A 19,322-nucleotide genomic window follows, 5' to 3' on the forward strand; every position below is an offset into this window, starting at 1 on the left:
ATCCTCTTACTTTCTTCTCTTTTGCGCTTTCTTTTTAGCACGACGAATCTTAGCCGCATGTTCTTTTTCAGCACGTTCCTTAGCTTCACGTTCTGCAATAATCTTAAATGGATTATTTAACAAAAGGATTTGGAACACTTGGAAGGCATTTGATACTGTCCAATAAAGCACAACCCCTGACGCCAAACGGAAACCAAAGAAGAAGATAATGATTGGCATCACGTAGGTCATAAGCGTCATCGCGAAATTTTTCTCACGCGCAGCTTTATTAGTCAACCAAGTTGAAAGGAATGTAAATAGAGCTGCCAAAACAGGCAAGATATAATATGGATCTGGTTGCGACAATTCAATCCACAAGAAAGTTCCTGTTTTCAAGAAAGCAACACGAGTCAATGCTTGGTACAAAGCCATCAAAATTGGCAATTGCACAACCAATGGAAGCATTGTCGCATATGGGTTAACACCATATTCTTTATAAAGTGCTTGGCTTTCTTCAGTCAATTTCATGCGGCTGTCTGTATCACGGCCAGGATATTTTTCTTGTAATTTTTTAAGCTCTGGCTGCAAATCTTGCATCTTTTGACCTGATTTGATTTGCATGTTGTAAAGTGGCATCATAATGGCACGAATAATGATGGTAAAGAGAACAATACCCACACCAATACGACCATTAATTGAAAGCCATTGAATAGCTTTGGCAAAGAAGTAAACAATTTGTTCCCAACCGTTAGTTGATGAAGCGGTTACTTCGCTGCGCCCACAAGCAGCCAAAAGCATTAAAGTAAGACTACTTAATCCTAATAATTTAATCTTTCTTTTCACTATTGAGACCTTCCTGATATAAATTAGCAAGTTTTAACACATGTAATAAATTTTTCTTCACTTCATGGTAATCAAGTTCCTCGACACCTTTACGCGCAATGATGACAAAGTCCTGATTAAGCAAATTTGGTGATAGTTCCATGATAACGTGACGAATTTTTCGCTTAATACTATTGCGAGTGACCGCATTACCAAGTTTTTTGCTCACAGAAAGCCCTACTCGATAGTGGCTCTGATTTTTTTCTAAATGATAAAGGACAAATTTTCGGTTAGCAACACTTGTACCTTTGCTAAAAATCGCCTGAAAATCTTTGTCACTTTTGATACGATAGGTTTTCTTCAACGTACGACTCCATTCTAAATTATTTTTATTATACCATAAAATTCAAAAAAGCCCTAACCTCTAAGGAGTTTGGGCTCATTATCTTTAAAATATTTTTATTGGAAAATACGCTTAAAAATCTTGAAAAGCCTAAGTGTCTATTAATCTAAGTTTTGCAAGGCTTCATTGGCTAATTTAATTTGCCATTTGACTTGGTCAAATCCTGTTCCACCAAGAGAATGACGACGCTCAACTGCCGTATGAGATTTGAGAGTTTCATAGATATCTTCTTCAATCAAATCAGAAATTTCTTGGTAACGTTCAAATGGCACATCTTGCAAATAATAACCAGCTTTCGTGCATTCGAGGACTAATTTACCTACAATTTCGTGAGCTTGACGGAAAGGAAGCCCCTTGCTAGCAAGATAGTCAGCCAATTCAGTCGCATTTGAAAAGTCTTTTTCAGTTGATTCACCCATGTGTGCTTTATTCACAGTCATTGTTTTGAGCATACCAGCTAAAATATCGATAGCTACCGTGATGGTTTCAACAGTGTCAAACATCCCTTCTTTATCTTCTTGTAAATCTTTGTTGTAGGCAAGTGGTAAAGATTTCATGACTGTCAAAAGACCAAAGAGATTGCCATAAACACGACCTGATTTTCCACGAATCAATTCCGCCATATCAGGATTTTTCTTTTGTGGCATGATAGATGACCCTGTTGAGAACGTATCAGAAAGCGTCACAAACTTAAACTCATTTGAACACCAGCTAATGATTTCTTCACAAATACGGCTCATGTGCATCATCAAAATCGAACTGTTTGCCAAAAATTCCAAGATAAAATCACGGTCAGACACAGCATCAAGAGAGTTGCTGTATGGTTTAGCAAAACCCATGAGCTCCGCTGTCATTTCACGGTCAATCGGAAAAGTTGTTCCAGCAAGAGCAGCTGCACCAAGTGGTGATATATCCGCATGCTTGATGTTAAATTCAAAACGTTCACTATCACGCGTAAACATGTTATAGTAAGCCATCAAGTGATGCCCAAATGAAATTGGCTGTGCGTGTTGCAAATGCGTGTAACCTGGCATGATGGTATAAACATGCTCATCAGCCAAACTAACAAGAGTTTTACGCAAGTTCGCAAGTTTAGCAATGACTTCGCCAAGCTTGGCTTTCAAATACAAGTGCATGTCAGTTGCAACTTGGTCATTACGTGAACGCGCTGTGTGCAATTTCCCAGCAACTGGACCAATTTTAACGGTCAAAAGACTTTCCATATTCATATGAATGTCTTCGTTTGACACGTCAAATTCGATTTTGCCATCCTTGTATTCAGCTAGCAATTCTTCAAGACCAGCTTTGATTTGATTGGCTTCATCTTTTGTGATAATGCCTGTTTCACCAAGCATGATCACATGTGCAATTGAGCCTTTCAAGTCAAACTCTGCCATTTTTTGGTCAAAAGAAATGGATGCCCCAAATTCTTCAACCCATTTTTCAAGACCAGCTTCAAAACGCCCGCCCCATAATTTATGATTTTCTGTTGTCATATCACTGATACAATGAACCACCAAAGCTGGCGTTCAAAGCCTTTCTCTTTTCTTATTTCAATTAACAAATAAGTCCCAGGAGCTACCAAGGACTTATGATGTGTTGCCTCACTGGGCGAATGTCTTAAATGAATCTCACAGGATATCATTATTTAAGCTCGATGCCACTCTCTGTTGACACTAACGAGTGTTTGGTAAGTTATAAGAAAAGAGTCTCAGATGGGGCTCCCTGTCCCCTTTTATCTGATTCTTGGTGAAAATTTTCAGTACTAATCATAGTCATCATGACTTGCCGTATCCTAAGTACTGCCTGCGCCATTCTTCCTTGGTTAGCTTTGAACCCCTCACCAATTCTTTTCTTATTTATTTGGCTGTGACTTGTTCACGTCCATGTTTTTCTTTTCTTTTTCATAATCGACTGCTTAAGCAGATGATTTATTTATTGTTAACTTGTGAGTTAACTTGAGTTGGTAGTCCCCAAAGTTTGATGAAGCCTACAGCTGCATCTTGGTCGAAGCTATCAGCTGATGTGTATGTTGCCAAGTTTTCATCGTAAAGTGAATTTGGTGATTTACGAGCAATAACTTTTGCTGAACCTTTGTACAATTTAACTTTTGCAGTACCATTAACCACTTTTTGTGTTTCTTTAATGTAAGCAATAATTGCTTTTGTTGCTGGGCTGAACCACAAAGCATTGTAGATAAGGTTTGACAATTCATTTTCAAGAATTGGTTTGAAATGAGACACTTCACGTACCAATGTGATGTCTTCGATTTCTTTGTGAGCTGTCAAAAGAGTGATCGCACCTGGGCATTCGTAAATTTCACGTGATTTGATACCAACCAAACGGTTTTCAACGTGGTCGATACGTCCAACACCGTGTTTACCTGCGATAGCATTAACTTCTTGGATAAGGTCAGCCAATTTCATTTCTTTGCCGTTAAGAGCAACCGGTTTACCTTCTTTGAATTCGATATCGATGAATTCTGGTGTATCAGGAGCTTCTTCCGGAGAATTTGTGATACCAAAAGCATCTTCTGGAGCTTGGTTCCATGGATTTTCAAGAACACCACATTCATTAGCACGGCCCCAAAGGTTTTGGTCAACTGAATATGGATTGTCAAGGTCAGCAGGAACTGGAACACCATTTGCTTTAGCGTATTCAATCTCTTCTTCACGAGACCATTTCCATTCACGGACTGGAGCAATAACTTTCAATTCAGGATCAAGCGCAGCGATTGCTACTTCGAAACGAACTTGGTCATTCCCTTTACCAGTACAACCGTGAGCGATTGTTGTCGCACCAGTTTTATGAGCGATTTCTACCAATTTTTTAGAAATCACTGGACGGCTAAGTGCTGATACTAATGGGTATTTTTGCTCGTAGTAAGCGTGAGCTTGAAGCGCTGGAAGTACGTATTCTTCAGCGAATTCATCTTTAACGTCAAGAACGTAAGATTCAACTGCACCAACTTTAAGAGCTTTATCATGAATAAAATCAAGGTCTTTACCTTCGCCGACATCCATACAAACAGCAACGACGTCATAATCTTTCATAAGCCAAGTAATGGCAACTGAAGTATCAAGACCACCAGAGTACGCAAGGATAACTTTTTCTTTTGACATAGGACTGCTCTCTTTTCTTATTTTTGTGTTTTTATCAATTTTATGTGTATAATAATACATAACAAAACCAATCCTGTCAACACTTTTTTGAATATTTTTTCAAAAAAACTTAATTTTTTATGATTTTATAACAAATATACCGCATATATACAGAAATAAGCACTTTTTATGCAAAAAAACTCCCTAGCAAAAGCAAGAGAGAATATATTAGCTAAATTATTGAACTTTTTCAAAGCGTTCTGTGTAGAACAAAGCTGCTGTCATCACAATTGTACAGATGAACAAGCAAAGTGCTGCTACTGTCCATGAACCAAAGAGATTAAAACTAAATCCGAAAAGCGTTGGTACAAAAGCTGGCAGGAAGTAACCACCTGATTGCACCATACCAGATAATTGTGCTGTTTGGCTTGGTGTGTGTGATTTCATTGAGAATATCACAAGCAAATATGGGAACAAAGCGCTAACTGCGATACCGATAAGAATATTCACAATCAACCAGTAAGTAAAGCTGCTAGTTTGGAACAAGAGCATACCTGTACCTGCAATACCACAAATTGATACGATAGCAAGCATGATTTTACGATTTTTACTTGAAAGGCTAGTTGTCAATGTTGGAATAGTCAATGAGAATGGCAAGCTCATCAATGAGTAAATTGAAGCTAAAATTCCCGCTGCTTCGCTTGAAACGCCTGCTTGGCTAGCCATTGTTGGCAACCATGTCATCCCTGTGTAGAAAAGAAGGGATTGCAAGCCACCAAAGATAAGAAGGGCAATTGCCGCTTTGTTTTTCCAAAGAGATGCAGAATGTGTGTGTTCATCTTTTTCTGTCATATGATTATGGAAAGTATTTGGGAACCAAACAACTAACGCAATCAAAATCAAGAGACTAAGGATAACGATTAGCCCTTTCCAAGAAGTCATTTTAACAATCGGCACAGCGACTGATGAGGCAACTGATGAGGCAATCCCCATAGCTATTGTATAAACCGTTGTTAACAACCCAATACGAAACGGTTGGTTTGCTAAAATGATACTTGGGAACAAAACGTTCATCATGGCAATGCTGATACCGATAATCATCGTACCAATGTACAGACTTGGAAGGTTAAATACACGCATGATTGACCCTGCAAAGAGTGCAACCAAAACCATAGTGAATAATTTTTCAAGTCCAAACTTGTCTGCTAGACGCGGTGCCAAAGATGAGCAAAACGCAAACATAATCAATGGAATACTAGTTAAAATCCCTAATGAATTCACAGAGACACCCAAACCATCTGCCACATCACTTAGGACAGTTGGAATAGTGGTAAAAGGAATACGCATTACGGTACCTACTAGGATAATCCCTGGGACGAAAAAGATAGAATAGTCTTTTTTCATGTAACTCCTCTTAACTTAATTTCATACAAAAACACCCCAATCGTTAGATTTTTTTCTGTCTAACTTTTGGGGTGTAGGTCAGAATACCTCAGACTTTTTTAGCTATTATTTCAAATTTTTTAGCATGTTATCAATGTGTTCAATTGATTTTTCACGACCAAGAAGGTAGATAGTATCTGGAAGTTCTGGACCGTGCATTTCACCTGAAACGGCGATACGAATTGGCATGAAGAGGTTTTTACCTTTGATACCAGTTTCTTTTTGAACAGCTTTAATTTGTGGGAAGATGTTTTCTGATTTGAAATCTTCGTCACTCATAGCTTCAAGTTTAGCTTTGAAGGCTTCAAGAACTGTTGGAACTGTTTCACCAGCCATGAATTCTTTTTCAGTATCTGTCAATTCTGGGAAATCTTCAAAGAACAAATCAGTCAATGGAAGGATTTCATCAACAGATTTCATTTGTGGTTTGTAAAGTTCAACTAATTTTTCTGCTTTATCAGTCAAACGACCAGCTTCTTCCAAGAATGGTTTAGCCATTGCAAAGATTGTATCAAAATCTGCATTCTTGATGTATTCGTTGCTCATCCAGTCCATTTTCTTTTGGTCAAAAGCAGCTGGAGATTTGCTCAAACGGTGTTCATCAAAGAGTTTGATTAATTCTTCACGTGAGAAGATTTCGTCTTCACCACCTGGGTTCCAACCAAGAAGAGCGATGAAGTTGAAGACTGCTTCTGGCATGTAACCTTTTTTACGGTAGTCTTCGATGAATTGAAGTGTGTTAGTATCACGTTTTGACAATTTTTTACCAGTTTCAGAGTTGATAATCAATGTCATGTGACCAAATTCTGGTGCTTCCCAACCAAGTGCTTCGTAAACCATCAATTGTTTCGGTGTGTTTGCAATGTGGTCATCACCACGGATAACGTGAGAGATTTCCATCAAGTGGTCATCGATAACAACGGCAAAGTTGTATGTTGGGTAACCATCTTTTTTCTGGATAACCCAGTCACCACCGACGTTTCCACCTTCAAATTCGATGTCGCCTTTAACGATATCATGCCATTTGTAGATACCAGATTCGTTAACAGCCAAACGAACTGTAGGGATGATTCCTTTTGCTTCACGTTCTGCGATGTATGCTGCTTTTTCTTCTTCAGACATACCAAGGAATTCGTTGATGTAACGAGGAGTTTCACCAGCAGCTTCTTGGCGTTCACGTTCTGCAGCTAATTCTTCTTCGGTAACGTATGATTTGTAAGCTTTACCTTCAGCCAACAATTGGTCGATGTATTTTTGGTAAGTATCCAAACGTTCTGATTGGCGATATTTTTCGTGAGTTTGTGGGCTTTCGTCCCAATCCACTCCCAACCATTTAAGGTTTTCCAATTGTGAACGTTCACCGTCTTCAACATGACGTTTACGGTCAGTATCTTCGATACGGATAACAAAATCACCACCGTGGTGACGAGCGTAAAGATAATTAAAGAGCGCAGTACGCGCATTTCCGATGTGTAGAAGTCCTGTTGGACTTGGTGCATAACGCACGCGAATTTTCTTAGGCATTTTCGTCTCCTGTTAAAATTTCAATCGCTTCTATTATAGCACAATCTTGAGTCTTGGAACAAAAAATTCAGCTGAAATCAGCTGAATTCCTTCCTATATCCAAGATTTAGAACAATTGAGCTTTAACTTGATGCTGAATTAGCTGCACTTGACTCTTTTTCTTTGACATAATCAATGGCAACAACTAACGAAATGACCAAATCTGATAGAGCGTCGTCATAAATTTCCACTCGATAAGTTGAGGGAAATTTAAACCATTCTTGGTGGATATTAGCTACCTCACTTCCTTGATTAAGAAGACTAAACGACATATTCCAAATATCACCAGCTACTTCCAAGCCAAAGTCAGAAATATCATATTTGGCTTTCAACAGTGAAAAACGTTTTTGAATCGTAATTTCCTTACCATCCGCAAAAGTCACCGTAAATTTCTGGAAAGGAAAACTAAACTGTTGCTTGATGTGACTAACGGTCTTTCCTTGCCCATCAAAAATAGTAAATTCCTTAAATAGTTTCAGAAAAGAACCTTGAACCTGATAAGCCAAACGACCACCTTCATCTAAAATATCAAACTTACCAGCTAGTGACCAGAATTTCTGTTTAATTTCGAACCTTCGCATAAGCTTCTCCCATCTTACTCAAAACACTAAAGGTATTTTTATGGCAAGTCATTGCCAGCAGCCAAGTAAATTTCATACCATTCTTTTCGCGTCAACTGGATTTCTGCTGCCTTAGCTGCCTCAGCGACACGAGCTTTTTTGGTTGTTCCAATCACAGCTTGCATTTTTGCTGGATAGCGCAGCACCCAAGCAATAGCAACCGCTGACGGGCTGACATGATATTTTTCAGCCAAACGGTTTAAAACCTGATTTAACTCAGGGTATTTCTCAGAACCTAAGAAAACACCACCAAAATAGTCAAACTGAAGCACTGACCAAGCTTGAATCACCACATCATGCAAACGACAATACTCAAAAATACTGCTGTCGCGAACAATCCCAGCCTCTTGTTTCATATTGACATGAAAACCAGCGTCAAAACTAGGAGTAAAGGCTGCACTCAGTTGCAATTGATTAGCCACCAAAGGTTGGTTAACATCTTTTTGAATCAATGCCATCATCATCGGATTTTGATTTGAAACACCAAAATCGATAACTTTTCCCTGTGCCTTCAACAAATCAAAAGCTTCCGCAATTTCTGCAGGCTCCATAAGCGCATCTGGACGATGAAGTAACAAAGAATCAATGTAATCAACATTAAGACGCTTTAAAATACCATCCACAGCTTCTAAAATATGCTCTTTTGAAAAATCAAAATAAGTAAATTCTTCCATGCGGATACCACATTTTGATTGAATCCACATCTTCTCACGCAAATCAGGACGACATTTCAACACCTCTCCTAAGATCTGTTCACATTTTCCATGACCATAACAATCAGCAATATCAAAGGCATTAATTCCAACCGCCAAAGCCGACTCAATCAACTCTTCAACTTGATCAACCGTCATTTCTGAAATGCGCATTAATCCTAAAACAACTTCTGAAACTTCCTTTTGGCGCTCGCCAAATTTAATATATCTCATTTTTTTCCTTTTTCAAAATCAAACACCTAGAGTGTTACTTCACTGATGCGACCTGTATCAACATCATAAACAGCTCCTGAAATAACGATATCATCAGGAATCAACGGAGACTCGCTCAGCTTTTTAACATCCTCACGGACACTTTCTTCAACATCAGAAAATGGCAGAAAGTCTTTTCCATGGACCGACACACCTAAATCACGCGCCAATTGGTCCGCGAAAGCATCATTATTAAGACCTTTCATCCCACAATCCGTATGGTGCAAAACAACAATTTCGCGTGTGCCCAATTGCTGCTCAGAAATTACCAAAGATCGAATGGTATCATCGGTCACACGCCCACCTGCATTTCGCAAAATATGAGCATCTCCAAGCGCCAATCCAAGGGCATGCGCCACGTGCAGGCGCGAGTCCATACAAGTCACAATCGCAACATGTGTCTTAGGTTTCTGTGGCAAATGCGCCGTGCCATGCAAGTCAGCATAAGCTTGATTGGTTTTTAAAAATTTTTCAAAATAAGACATAAAAGTCCTCCTAATATAGCCATGAGAGCGTTTTTTATCATCTTATCATTTTTAGGATTGCTTGTCGCTTAAAAAGACTTAGCACAAAAAAACAGAGGAGCATTCTCCTCTACATCTATTTAAAAACTTTCTTAAGAACTTCACCGACGGTTGTTACCCCAACCACTTCAATCGTTTCTGGAATATCAATACCAGCCAAAGAATTCTTTGGCGAGTAAACTTTGGTAAAGCCAAGTTTTGCCGCTTCATTGATACGTTGTTCAATACGAGTGACACGACGAATCTCACCCGTCAAACCAATTTCACCAATAAAAGCTTCTTGGGGATTGGTTGGCTTCTCTTTATAGCTTGACGCAATCGCTACCGCAACTGCCAAGTCAATGGCTGGTTCATCAAGTTTCACCCCACCAGCTGACTTGAGATAAGCATCTTGATTTTGCAACAAAAGCCCACAACGTTTTTCAAGCACCGCCATAATCAAGCTGACTCGGTTAAAATCAAGACCTGTCGTTGTGCGTTTGGCATTTCCAAAAACCGTTGGTGTTACCAAAGCTTGGACTTCTGCTAAAATTGGACGACTTCCTTCCATAGTAACCACGATAGCTGAGCCAGTCGCACCGTCCAAACGTTCTTCTAAGAAAACTTGGCTAGGATTAAGTACTTCAACAAGCCCGCCTGATTGCATTTCAAAAATGCCAATTTCGTTGGTTGAGCCAAAACGATTTTTCACGGCACGCAAAATACGGAAAGTATGGTGACGTTCCCCTTCAAAATAGAGTACTGTATCCACCATATGCTCAAGCATACGCGGCCCAGCAAGCTGCCCCTCCTTAGTCACATGACCAACGATAAAGGTTGCAATATTATTAGTCTTAGCTAGTTGCATGAGCTCCGATGTCACTTCACGCACTTGTGATACTGACCCTTGAACCCCAGAAATGTCAGGGCTCATAATGGTTTGAATCGAGTCAATAATCAAGAAATCAGGCTGAATTTGCTCAATCTGCGCACGAATGGCTTGCATATTAGTCTCAGCATAAAGGTAAAATTCATTGTCAATATCGCCAAGACGTTCACTACGTAGTTTAATCTGCTCAGATGATTCTTCCCCAGAAACGTAAAGAACCGTTCCCTTGTCAGCAAGCTGAATCGATACTTGCAAAAGCAGGGTTGATTTTCCGATACCTGGGTCACCACCGATAAGCACCAAACTACCTGGCACCACACCGCCACCAAGCACACGGTTAAATTCATCCATGTCTGTCTTCGTGCGTGAGTAGTTAATCGAGCTCACATCTTTTAACTTAGTTGGTTTGCTCTTTTCACCTGTCAAGCTGACACGCGCATTTTTAACCTCTTGCACCTCAACTTCTTCAACAAATGACGTCCATGACGAACAGTTTGGGCAACGCCCTAAATACTTAGGAGAATGATAGCCACACTCCTGACAAATAAATGTTGTTTTCTTCTTAGCGATAGCTCATTTCCTCCCTTATATTTTCACTCTAAACCTTATTTTCCTGTTGACCCAAAGCCACCAGTACGCACACCAGCTGCTTCGTCACCATCAGCAACCAAGAAAGGCATGAAAACACCTTGGACAATGCGTTCGCCAGCTTCAACCACAACTGTTTCATCTGTAATATTTTTCATTTGCGCAAAGATGTGACCTTCATTGGCTGGATTGCCATAGTAGTCACTATCGATAACACCTACTGAATTAATCAAAACCAAGCCTTTTTTACGTGGATTTGATGAACGATCAAAGAGATAAAGCACCTCGCTAGCTTGCATGTAAGCTTTGACACCAGTTGGCACCAATTTGATTTCACCTGGTGCGATTTCTGTTGTGACAGCTGCTTTCAAATCATAACCAGCTGCATGCGCTGTTTCACGTTTTGGTAATAATGTTTCGTCTGTGAATTGAGAAACTAATTCAAATCCTCTAATTTTGCTCATTTTGTCTCCTTAATTATCTATTCGTATTAGATTTCTTTTCCTTCAAAGGTAAAGCGAATGTGTGGAAATTCTTTTTCGCCGTCTTTTCCTACCATGAATTCCTTAGCTTCTTTTTTGATTTGATTTAAATCAACACCCTGCATTTTTGCCGCAAAAACACAGCCACAATAACATTGGCGGTAAATGTCATACTCTTCACACATTTCAACAGAACGGCGGTAGCCATTATTTTTCTTGAAATCACTTGGCAAATACTTAGTCGCATAAACCTTTTGGACCTCGACACCGACACTGTTAATGACTTGGGAATTTTTGTGCGGGCTGATTGTTAAAGCACTAGCAAAATAGTCATAGCCAAGCTCAACTGCTTTTTGCGCAGCCTTGTCCAAACGATAATCAAAACAAGCCGTACAACGTTCCCCACCTTCAGGCTCTTCTTCTAAGCCATGAACCTTTTGAAAATATTCAGATGGGTCATAAGGTGCTTCGATGAAATCAACCGTATTTCCTGTTTTTTCATTAAATTCTGAGATAAATTTTTGCACCACATAAGCACGGCGAAGATACTCATCCTTTGGGTGAATATTAGAATTCGCAAAATAAACCGTCACATCAGCGTATTGCGTCAAATATTCTAATGTATAAGTTGAACACGGCGCACAACAAACGTGAACAAGAATTTTAGGTCTTACTTCTTCTTGCGCCCAACGTTTAGCCATTTGTTGCATGACACGGTCATAGTTGATTTTTTGATTGGGATTCATTCGTGATAAAATCTCTTCTAAATCAATCACAAAAATAGTCTTCCTTTCCAGTACTGATGAGGTCACCCCATTATACCATAAGTTATTTTTCAAAAAAATGACAAAGATTTCTAATTAAAATAGAGCAAAAAATGATAATTATCACCTGTTTTTTATAAACAAAGACAAACAGAGCTGTCTTATGATATAATGGAGATTGTAATCTTGCTCGTTTAAGAGAGGAGTAAAAATGACAAGACAAAAAGTTGCTGTCTTAGGGCCTGGTTCTTGGGGAACCGCTCTTGCACAAGTATTAAACGACAATGGACATGAAGTTTGTCTATGGGGAAATATCCCAGAACAAATCGAAGAATTAAATACGAAACATACTAACACTCGCTACTTCAAAGACATTACAATCTCTGAAGATATCAAAGCGACACTTGAATTGAAAGAAGCACTTACAGACGTTGATGCTATCTTATTTGTTGTCCCAACAAAAGTAACACGTTTGGTCGCTAAACAAGTCGCTGAAACACTTGATCACAAAGCTGTTATCATGCACGCTTCTAAAGGTCTTGAACCTGGAACACACGAACGTCTTTCAACAATTCTTGAGGAAGAAATTCCTGCCGAATTGCGCTCTGAAATCGTCGTTGTCTCTGGACCAAGCCACGCTGAAGAAACAATTGTTCGAGACATTACCTTGATCACTGCCGCTTCTAAAGATCATGAAGCTGCTAAATACGTTCAAAAACTCTTTAGCAACAATTACTTCCGTCTTTACACTAATACTGATGTTATTGGTGTGGAAACAGCTGGTGCGCTTAAAAACATCATCGCTGTTGGAGCTGGTGCACTTCACGGTCTTGGTTTCGGTGACAATGCTAAAGCAGCCGTTATCACACGTGGACTTGCTGAAATCACACGTCTCGGGGTTAAATTGGGAGCTAACCCACTCACTTACAGTGGCCTTTCTGGTGTTGGTGACCTTATCGTAACAGGAACATCTGTTCACTCTCGTAACTGGCGAGCTGGTGATGCTCTTGGTCGCGGTGAAAAAATCGAAGACATCGAGAAAAATATGGGAATGGTTATCGAAGGGATTTCAACAACTAAAGTTGCCTATGAGTTAGCTAAAGAATTGGATGTCTACATGCCAATCACAACTGCTATCTACAAAGTCATCTACGAAGGTGCTGATGTTCGTGATAGCATTCTTGGCATGATGTCAAACGACTTCCGTTCAGAAAACGAATGGCACTAAAATTAGAATTATAGTATAATTTAATTCAGCATAGTTTTATTTATGAAAAGGAGTTCTCGTATGAATATGAGAAAAGTTAGAAAAGCCGTTATTCCCGCAGCTGGTCTTGGAACTCGTTTCTTGCCAGCTACAAAAGCACTCGCTAAAGAGATGCTTCCAATTGTTGATAAACCAACCATTCAGTTTATCGTTGAAGAAGCCTTAAAATCAGGTATTGAAGAAATCTTGGTTGTTACTGGTAAATCAAAACGTTCTATCGAAGACCACTTTGACTCAAACTTCGAATTAGAATACAATTTGGAACACAAAGGGAAAACTGATCTTCTTAAACTCGTTAATGACACTACAGCCATTAATCTTCACTTCATCCGTCAAAGTCACCCTCGTGGACTTGGTGATGCTGTCCTTCAAGCCAAAGCTTTTGTAGGCAACGAACCATTTGTCGTTATGCTTGGTGATGACCTTATGGATATCAACAACGATAAAGCTGTACCACTTACAAAACAATTGATTAACGACTATGAAAACACACATGCATCAACAATCGCTGTTATGCATGTGCCACACGAAGAAGTTTCATCTTACGGCGTTATCGCACCTCAAGGCGAAGGAAAAGACGGTCTTTACAGTGTTGAAACATTTGTTGAAAAACCAGCACCTGAAGATGCACCTAGTGATCTTGCTATCATCGGTCGCTACCTTCTTACTCCAGAAATCTTCAATATTCTTGAAGCACAAAAACCTGGAGCTGGTAATGAAATCCAATTGACAGATGCTATCGACACTTTGAACAAAACACAACGTGTTTTTGCACGTCAATTTAACGGTGATCGCTATGATGTCGGTGATAAATTCGGCTTCATGAAAACTTCTATTGACTATGCGCTTCAACACCCACAAATCAAAGATAACATGAAACAATATCTTATCGATTTGGGTAAAAAATTGGAAGCTGAATCAACTAAAAAAGAGTCTAAATAATATACTATAACATAAAAAAGTTCCTCTAGACAAAGTCTAGAGGAACTTTTTTATTATAACTTTAATGTAAAGCCAGGACAATCAAGAAAAGACTTAACCCAACATAAGTCGCTGCTGCCAACCAACGTTGCCACGGTTTAAACATGTTTTTCTCCACAAGTGTCGGTAAAAAGATGGCACATAAGACACCACCAACAAGACCGCCAATATGACCAGCAATTCCAATACTTGGAGTAAATAAGTTAAAAATCAGATTCACAATAATCAAAGCTTGATAATTTCTTCCAAGTTCTTTCAAATAAGGATTTCTTCCAAAATACCCTGCGACCATAATCGCCGCAAAAACACCAAAAAGCGACGTTGAAGCACCCGCAGCAATCACGTTTGGCGTAAAGAAAAGCGTAAAGATATTACCAACAATTCCTGATAGAACATACAAGGCTAAAAATTTGTGATGTCCCCAGATCTGCTCTGCTATTTGACCAACAAAATATAGCGTTAAAGCATTGAAAAAGAAATGCTCCCAACCGATATGGACAAATATCGGTGTCACTAAGCGCCACAATTGACTTGGAAATAAACTAACGTAAGCACCATACATCCCGCCAGTATTAAAAATAGCTTGGTTAGATGTGGCATTTCCAAAATAAATCACCTGCATGGCTATAAAAACCAAAGTCGTTAGAGCCAGCAAAAAAATCGTCACTGGACTTTCTTTAATAACGTTTTTCATCGACTAAATACCTCCATAACAGCGACATCATGACTGTCTGGCTGAAACTCTGCTTTCTGACACTCATAAATCGTACTGATCGTTTTGCCTTTATAATCCGCTAAATACCTGTCATAATAGCCAGCTCCATATCCAATTCGAAAACCATCTTGGTTAAAACCAACACCTGGTACATGAATCAAATCAATTTTTGACTTATCCACAGCTTGATCACCAGCAGGTTCCCACAAACCAAATGAGTTTTTCACCAAGTTATCCACATCATAAAGACAAAAAATCATTTTGCCGTGTGGATGAGTTTTTGGAACTAAAATAGTTTTGCCATCTTTTTGAGCTTGTTTAATCAACAATTCAGTATTGTACTCAAAATCAAAAGCTAAATAAGTTGCAATAGTATCCGCTTTTTGATAAGCAGAAGATGCTAGTAAATCATCTAATAAAGCCTTATCTTTCAAGGCTTTTTCTTTTCTATCTTGATATTTTAAATGAGTAATGATACTCTTTCGTAAGGCTACTTTTTCCATGCTTTTATGATAACACAAAACCGAGATTTTACTCAGCAAAAACCTTAAAATTTACTTTGAGGTTTTTTTAAGGTTTCTCAGATATACTATATCTATCCTAAATAGCGGTTCTCCCAAACCGCTGGGAATTGGCTCTTTTGGAGTTATTCCCTTTTCATAAATCTCCTGGACATGATTGAAAAATCATGTCCTTCCCTTTTTAAGCCGCTAGCTCCCAATAGCGGCTTTTTTTATTTTTCAAATACAAAAAAGGGAGCAAGACTAAAAACTTGCTACCTTTTTAATGACTTACTTTTTCTTTCAAGAAAGCTGAGATTTCACTAACCGCAAACGAAAGGGCTGCTTCATTTGGACTCATCTTAGGATGGTGAAGAGCGTAAGGTGTTTCAACGCCTAACCAGAACATCACTCCTGGAATTTTATTTAACAAATACCCAAAATCTTCTCCAGTCATAGCTGGTAAGCAGTCAATCAGATGTACAGCTTCGCGATTTCTGAAGAAGTCCATAGCCTCACGCGCCAATTCGGGATTATTTTCCACAGGGAGATAACCGCCCTGTTTCAAATTGACCTCTACTTCCATTCCAAAACTTGCTGCTACTCCTTTAGCAATCTCAGTTATACGTTTTTGAATTAAAAGGCTCATGTCTTGCGTCAAAGTACGAATAGTACCGTGCAGCTGCGCTATTTCTGCAATGACATTATTCGTTGTCCCCGAATGAAATGACCCAAAAGTGACGACGCCACCTTGAATCGGGTCGACATTTCGACTGACAATTGTCTGAATCTGCGTGACAAAATACGACGCAGCAACCAAAGCATCATTTGCTTCATGTGGAAAAGCAGCATGTCCTCCTTTTCCTTTAAAAGTCACCAGCACTTCGCAAGTTCCTGCAAACAATGTTGAGGTATTGGTCGCAATATCACCAACCTTGAAATCAGGGCGAACATGAAGTCCATAAAATTCATCTGGTTTCCAATCACCAAAGGCATTATCTTGATACATGAGCATGCCGCCTGCTTCATTTTCCTCTGCTGGTTGGAAAAGAAAGAGTAAATTATTTTTAGGCTGTACTTGCACCAATTCATTAAGTAAACCAAGCGCAACGGTCATGTGCATGTCATGCCCGCAAGCATGCATACGCCCCTCATGCTGGCTAGCAAACGCCAACCCAGTTTCTTCTACAATAGGCAAAGCATCAATATCTGTTCGCCAACCAATCGTCTTTTCAGGAGCTGAGCCATTTAAAAAGACAAGAATCCCAGTTCGCCAAGTACGTTGCTCTACAAAACCTTTTCCAGCCGTAATTTCTGCAATACGCTCCAAAAGATAAGCTTGTGTTTTAAATTCTTCCAAACCAATTTCAGGAATCTGGTGCAAATCACGGCGGATATTAACTAAATCTAAAGTCATATTTTTTCCTTTATTTTTTAAAAGCTTGAGAGAAGTTCTCAAGCCTTTACTTCCTTTATTACAAATTACGCAAAGCGTCTTCGAGTGCTGTTTTTTGTTGTGTTTTGGCATCAATTTCTTTGATGACACGCGCTGGAACACCTGCTACAACAACATTTTCAGGTACATCTTTGGTAACAATAGCTCCCGCAGCAACAACAGAACCATTACCGACTTGAACCCCTTCGATAACGACCGCATTAGCACCGACAAGGACGTTGTCTCCGATACGCACAGGGTCAGCTGAAGCTGGTTCAATTACACCTGCAAGAACAGCACCTGCACCGATATGGCTATTTTTACCAACAATGGCACGACCACCAAGAACAGCACCCATGTCAATCATTGTTCCTGCACCGATTTCAGCACCAATATTAATCACAGCTCCCATCATAACAACCGCATTGTCTTCGATTGTCACTTGGTCACGAATGATAGCCCCCGGTTCGATACGAGCGTTAATACAGCGTTTATCAAGCAATGGCACAGCTGAATTACGACCATCTTGTTCAACAACATAATCTTTATTTTCAGTCAAGTTTGCCAAAAGTGGCTCAATGTCTTTCCAATCACCAAAAAGCACATTACCAAGCTTAATGACACTTTCTGGAACAGCTGCTGCTAATTCACCTTCAAATGTCACTTTAACATTTGTTTTTTTCTCAGCATTTCCGATAAATGCGATAATTTCTTGAGCAGTCATTTTTTGTGCAGTCATATTTAAGATACCCAGAGCGTTTTAAAGACCTAGGAGAATCCTGATACCAAGACTTTCCAAGCCAAACACCCTACTCCTTCCAATTCAAAATTAGTTAATTGTATATTATTATAACAAATATTCAGAAAATTTGGAAAGGAATTTTATTAAAAAATCACTCAGTAAAAAACTGAGTGATTAGGTATTATTAAAATACAAAATAACTTTTATTCACCAGCTAATTCTGTAAATTATCCATCAATATCTTCCACGTCTTTAGCCATCTTTTGTCTAAAGTCTCCTCTATACTCATTCATTCCCGAAAAATCTTCTGAAATTTTTCCGTCCAATAAATCCTACAAATGTATCGACTAATTTATTTCCCATTGGTTTAAATGTCATATAAGTTAGACCCCCAGAAATCACTCCACCAATTACTGGAATTACTTTAGTAATTGATTTCCCGATACTTTGTTTCGTAATTTTAAATCCTATGATGCTACCTATTTTCTTAACAAGCGGATACCAAGCAGTCTTGGTTAAGGCTTGTTGTGCTACTTTTTTCCCAAGATTTTTTTCCGGCCGTTTTAGATACATTAGCAATTAAGGCAGATGAACCGCCTGCTCCAAACATAATGCCTAGATAGGCAACAATACGAATTCGTGCTTCCTCTGGTAGTTGATTATAATCTCCGCTAAATAACTCTTCTTCACCAAATAAATAAGCTATTTGCTGTGACAAATTTAGAGCAAAGCCAAAATATTGAACCACATCTGCTCCTCCAGATGCCAAAGCAGTAACTGGAAAAGAGAAAACTCGCTCAATCACTTTTCTACGTTTTGAAAAATTAGGGAAAAGGATTTTCTTTTGCTTCATGTTCTTCCTGGCAGGTGTAATTAGATCAATTCCTTTTAATTCCAGCCTATCATGCAGTGACTGACCTAGATATCCCATATCTCCAAGGACTGTTGGTGCCCCAAATTGACTCAACACTTCCTCGGTCATTGAACTATCAGCCATTGAAGCAAGAGTAATTGTGTAGTCTATGACATAGCCTGATTCACTGACTAAAGCATGACATTTATATCCATAGAAGTACTGTCCCTTTGTAGCATTGTAGCCAACATTTGCATAATCTCCAAGAACTTTGCTTCTGAAATTACGAATAGGCTGACACAAAGGAAGGGGGAAGCTGTCAATAATCGATACACTAATTCCTTCAACCTCTTTAAAGACGAGTGCTTGGCGAATGACTTGGATACTCGGTAAGAGGGCATTACAACGGCGGACAAAGCGAGAATATTCTAGGAAATTAGGAAATAAACTTTGAGCCAATTGGTGCTTAGCTTTAAGCGTTTCACTAAAATGCAGTACGCCCCATAGGTAACAAGCGATAACTAAGCAATCTGATGTTGCGAGATGGACGTTCTTTCGGTTTTGAACCTTAAGGGGAACCCTCATTTGATAAAGCGTCTCAATGGTTGTCAGTAAATAAACAAAAACATTTGGAAGTGTGCTATTATAAGTCATATAAGTCGTACGCTTTCTAATGCTTAGTGGTTTAAGATTAGGATAGCACGACT

At 39.1% G+C, this 19,322-nt stretch carries 18 protein-coding genes and 1 pseudogene; 2 read left to right on the plus strand and 17 right to left on the minus strand.

The window, feature by feature from the left end; all coding sequences use genetic code 11:
• Nucleotides 1-6: 6 nt before the first annotated feature.
• The 12 genes from DQN23_RS08160 to DQN23_RS08215 all read right to left on the minus strand — a co-directional run bounded on the left by DQN23_RS08160 (nt 7) and on the right by DQN23_RS08215 (nt 12,134).
• Nucleotides 7-822, minus strand: coding sequence for a YidC/Oxa1 family membrane protein insertase (locus DQN23_RS08160; protein WP_039696185.1), 816 nt, complete (start codon nt 820-822; stop codon nt 7-9).
• Nucleotides 806-1,165, minus strand: a complete 360-nt coding sequence (gene rnpA / locus DQN23_RS08165; RefSeq protein ID WP_020917526.1) for a ribonuclease P protein component — start codon at nt 1,163-1,165, stop codon at nt 806-808. The genes DQN23_RS08160 and rnpA overlap by 17 nt, the downstream gene beginning before the upstream one ends.
• 140 nt (nt 1,166-1,305) lie before the next feature.
• Nucleotides 1,306-2,700: an argininosuccinate lyase gene (gene argH / locus DQN23_RS08170; RefSeq protein WP_061408999.1), complete on the minus strand. Its 1,395-nt coding sequence runs from the start codon at nt 2,698-2,700 to the stop codon at nt 1,306-1,308.
• A gap of 435 nt (nt 2,701-3,135) precedes the next feature.
• Entirely contained in the window at nt 3,136-4,326 is a 1,191-nt protein-coding gene (locus tag DQN23_RS08175; protein WP_111713016.1) for an argininosuccinate synthase, read from the minus strand.
• A gap of 216 nt (nt 4,327-4,542) precedes the next feature.
• Entirely contained in the window at nt 4,543-5,709 is a 1,167-nt protein-coding gene (locus DQN23_RS08180) for an MFS transporter (RefSeq protein WP_111713017.1), read from the minus strand.
• Between the two features lie 105 nt (nt 5,710-5,814).
• Nucleotides 5,815-7,272 carry a glutamate--tRNA ligase gene (gene gltX, locus DQN23_RS08185; protein ID WP_111713018.1) on the minus strand — a complete coding sequence of 486 codons (1,458 nt, stop codon included), beginning with the start codon at nt 7,270-7,272 and terminating at the stop codon, nt 5,815-5,817.
• Between the two features lie 122 nt (nt 7,273-7,394).
• The gene (locus DQN23_RS08190; protein ID WP_058832849.1) at nt 7,395-7,892 is read right to left on the minus strand and encodes an LURP-one-related/scramblase family protein; all 498 of its coding nucleotides are present in this window, start codon (nt 7,890-7,892) and stop codon (nt 7,395-7,397) included.
• Between the two features lie 38 nt (nt 7,893-7,930).
• The gene (locus tag DQN23_RS08195; protein ID WP_111713019.1) at nt 7,931-8,857 is read right to left on the minus strand and encodes an aldo/keto reductase; all 927 of its coding nucleotides are present in this window, start codon (nt 8,855-8,857) and stop codon (nt 7,931-7,933) included.
• Nucleotides 8,858-8,883: 26 nt separating this feature from the next.
• Entirely contained in the window at nt 8,884-9,381 is a 498-nt protein-coding gene (locus tag DQN23_RS08200; RefSeq protein ID WP_020917533.1) for a beta-class carbonic anhydrase, read from the minus strand.
• Nucleotides 9,382-9,496: 115 nt separating this feature from the next.
• The gene (gene radA / locus DQN23_RS08205) at nt 9,497-10,858 is read right to left on the minus strand and encodes a DNA repair protein RadA (RefSeq protein WP_111713020.1); all 1,362 of its coding nucleotides are present in this window, start codon (nt 10,856-10,858) and stop codon (nt 9,497-9,499) included.
• 35 nt (nt 10,859-10,893) lie between these two features.
• On the minus strand, nt 10,894-11,340 hold the full coding sequence (locus DQN23_RS08210; RefSeq protein WP_020917535.1) for a dUTP diphosphatase: 447 nt from the start codon (nt 11,338-11,340) through the stop codon (nt 10,894-10,896).
• A gap of 26 nt (nt 11,341-11,366) precedes the next feature.
• Nucleotides 11,367-12,134 carry an epoxyqueuosine reductase QueH gene (locus DQN23_RS08215; protein ID WP_058814289.1) on the minus strand — a complete coding sequence of 256 codons (768 nt, stop codon included), beginning with the start codon at nt 12,132-12,134 and terminating at the stop codon, nt 11,367-11,369.
• Between the two features lie 199 nt (nt 12,135-12,333).
• Here DQN23_RS08215 and DQN23_RS08220 point away from each other — a divergent pair, with 199 nt between their 5' ends.
• On the plus strand, nt 12,334-13,350 hold the full coding sequence (locus DQN23_RS08220) for an NAD(P)H-dependent glycerol-3-phosphate dehydrogenase (RefSeq protein WP_111713021.1): 1,017 nt from the start codon (nt 12,334-12,336) through the stop codon (nt 13,348-13,350).
• A gap of 60 nt (nt 13,351-13,410) precedes the next feature.
• Nucleotides 13,411-14,331 carry a UTP--glucose-1-phosphate uridylyltransferase GalU gene (gene galU / locus DQN23_RS08225; RefSeq protein WP_373104342.1) on the plus strand — a complete coding sequence of 307 codons (921 nt, stop codon included), beginning with the start codon at nt 13,411-13,413 and terminating at the stop codon, nt 14,329-14,331.
• Between the two features lie 61 nt (nt 14,332-14,392).
• Here galU and DQN23_RS08230 read toward each other — a convergent pair whose 3' ends face one another.
• From DQN23_RS08230 to DQN23_RS08255, 5 genes and pseudogenes are all read right to left on the minus strand, one after another.
• On the minus strand, nt 14,393-15,064 hold the full coding sequence (locus DQN23_RS08230; RefSeq protein ID WP_020917539.1) for a rhomboid family intramembrane serine protease: 672 nt from the start codon (nt 15,062-15,064) through the stop codon (nt 14,393-14,395).
• Nucleotides 15,061-15,588, minus strand: a complete 528-nt coding sequence (locus DQN23_RS08235; RefSeq protein WP_111713022.1) for a 5-formyltetrahydrofolate cyclo-ligase — start codon at nt 15,586-15,588, stop codon at nt 15,061-15,063. The genes DQN23_RS08230 and DQN23_RS08235 overlap by 4 nt, the downstream gene beginning before the upstream one ends.
• 280 nt (nt 15,589-15,868) lie before the next feature.
• On the minus strand, nt 15,869-17,002 hold the full coding sequence (locus tag DQN23_RS08240; protein WP_111713094.1) for an N-acetyldiaminopimelate deacetylase: 1,134 nt from the start codon (nt 17,000-17,002) through the stop codon (nt 15,869-15,871).
• 58 nt (nt 17,003-17,060) lie between these two features.
• Nucleotides 17,061-17,759 (minus strand): 2,3,4,5-tetrahydropyridine-2,6-dicarboxylate N-acetyltransferase, encoded by a 699-nt coding sequence (gene dapD, locus DQN23_RS08245; protein ID WP_020917542.1) that lies wholly within the window; start codon nt 17,757-17,759, stop codon nt 17,061-17,063.
• A 718-nt stretch (nt 17,760-18,477) separates the two neighbouring features.
• A pseudogene (locus DQN23_RS08255) lies at nt 18,478-19,269 on the minus strand (IS982 family transposase); the annotation flags it as partial.
• Between the last annotated feature and the right edge of the window lie 53 nt (nt 19,270-19,322).

The sequence above is a fragment of the Streptococcus lutetiensis genome (genome assembly GCF_900475675.1).
Classification (GTDB): Bacteria; Bacillota; Bacilli; order Lactobacillales; family Streptococcaceae; genus Streptococcus; species Streptococcus lutetiensis.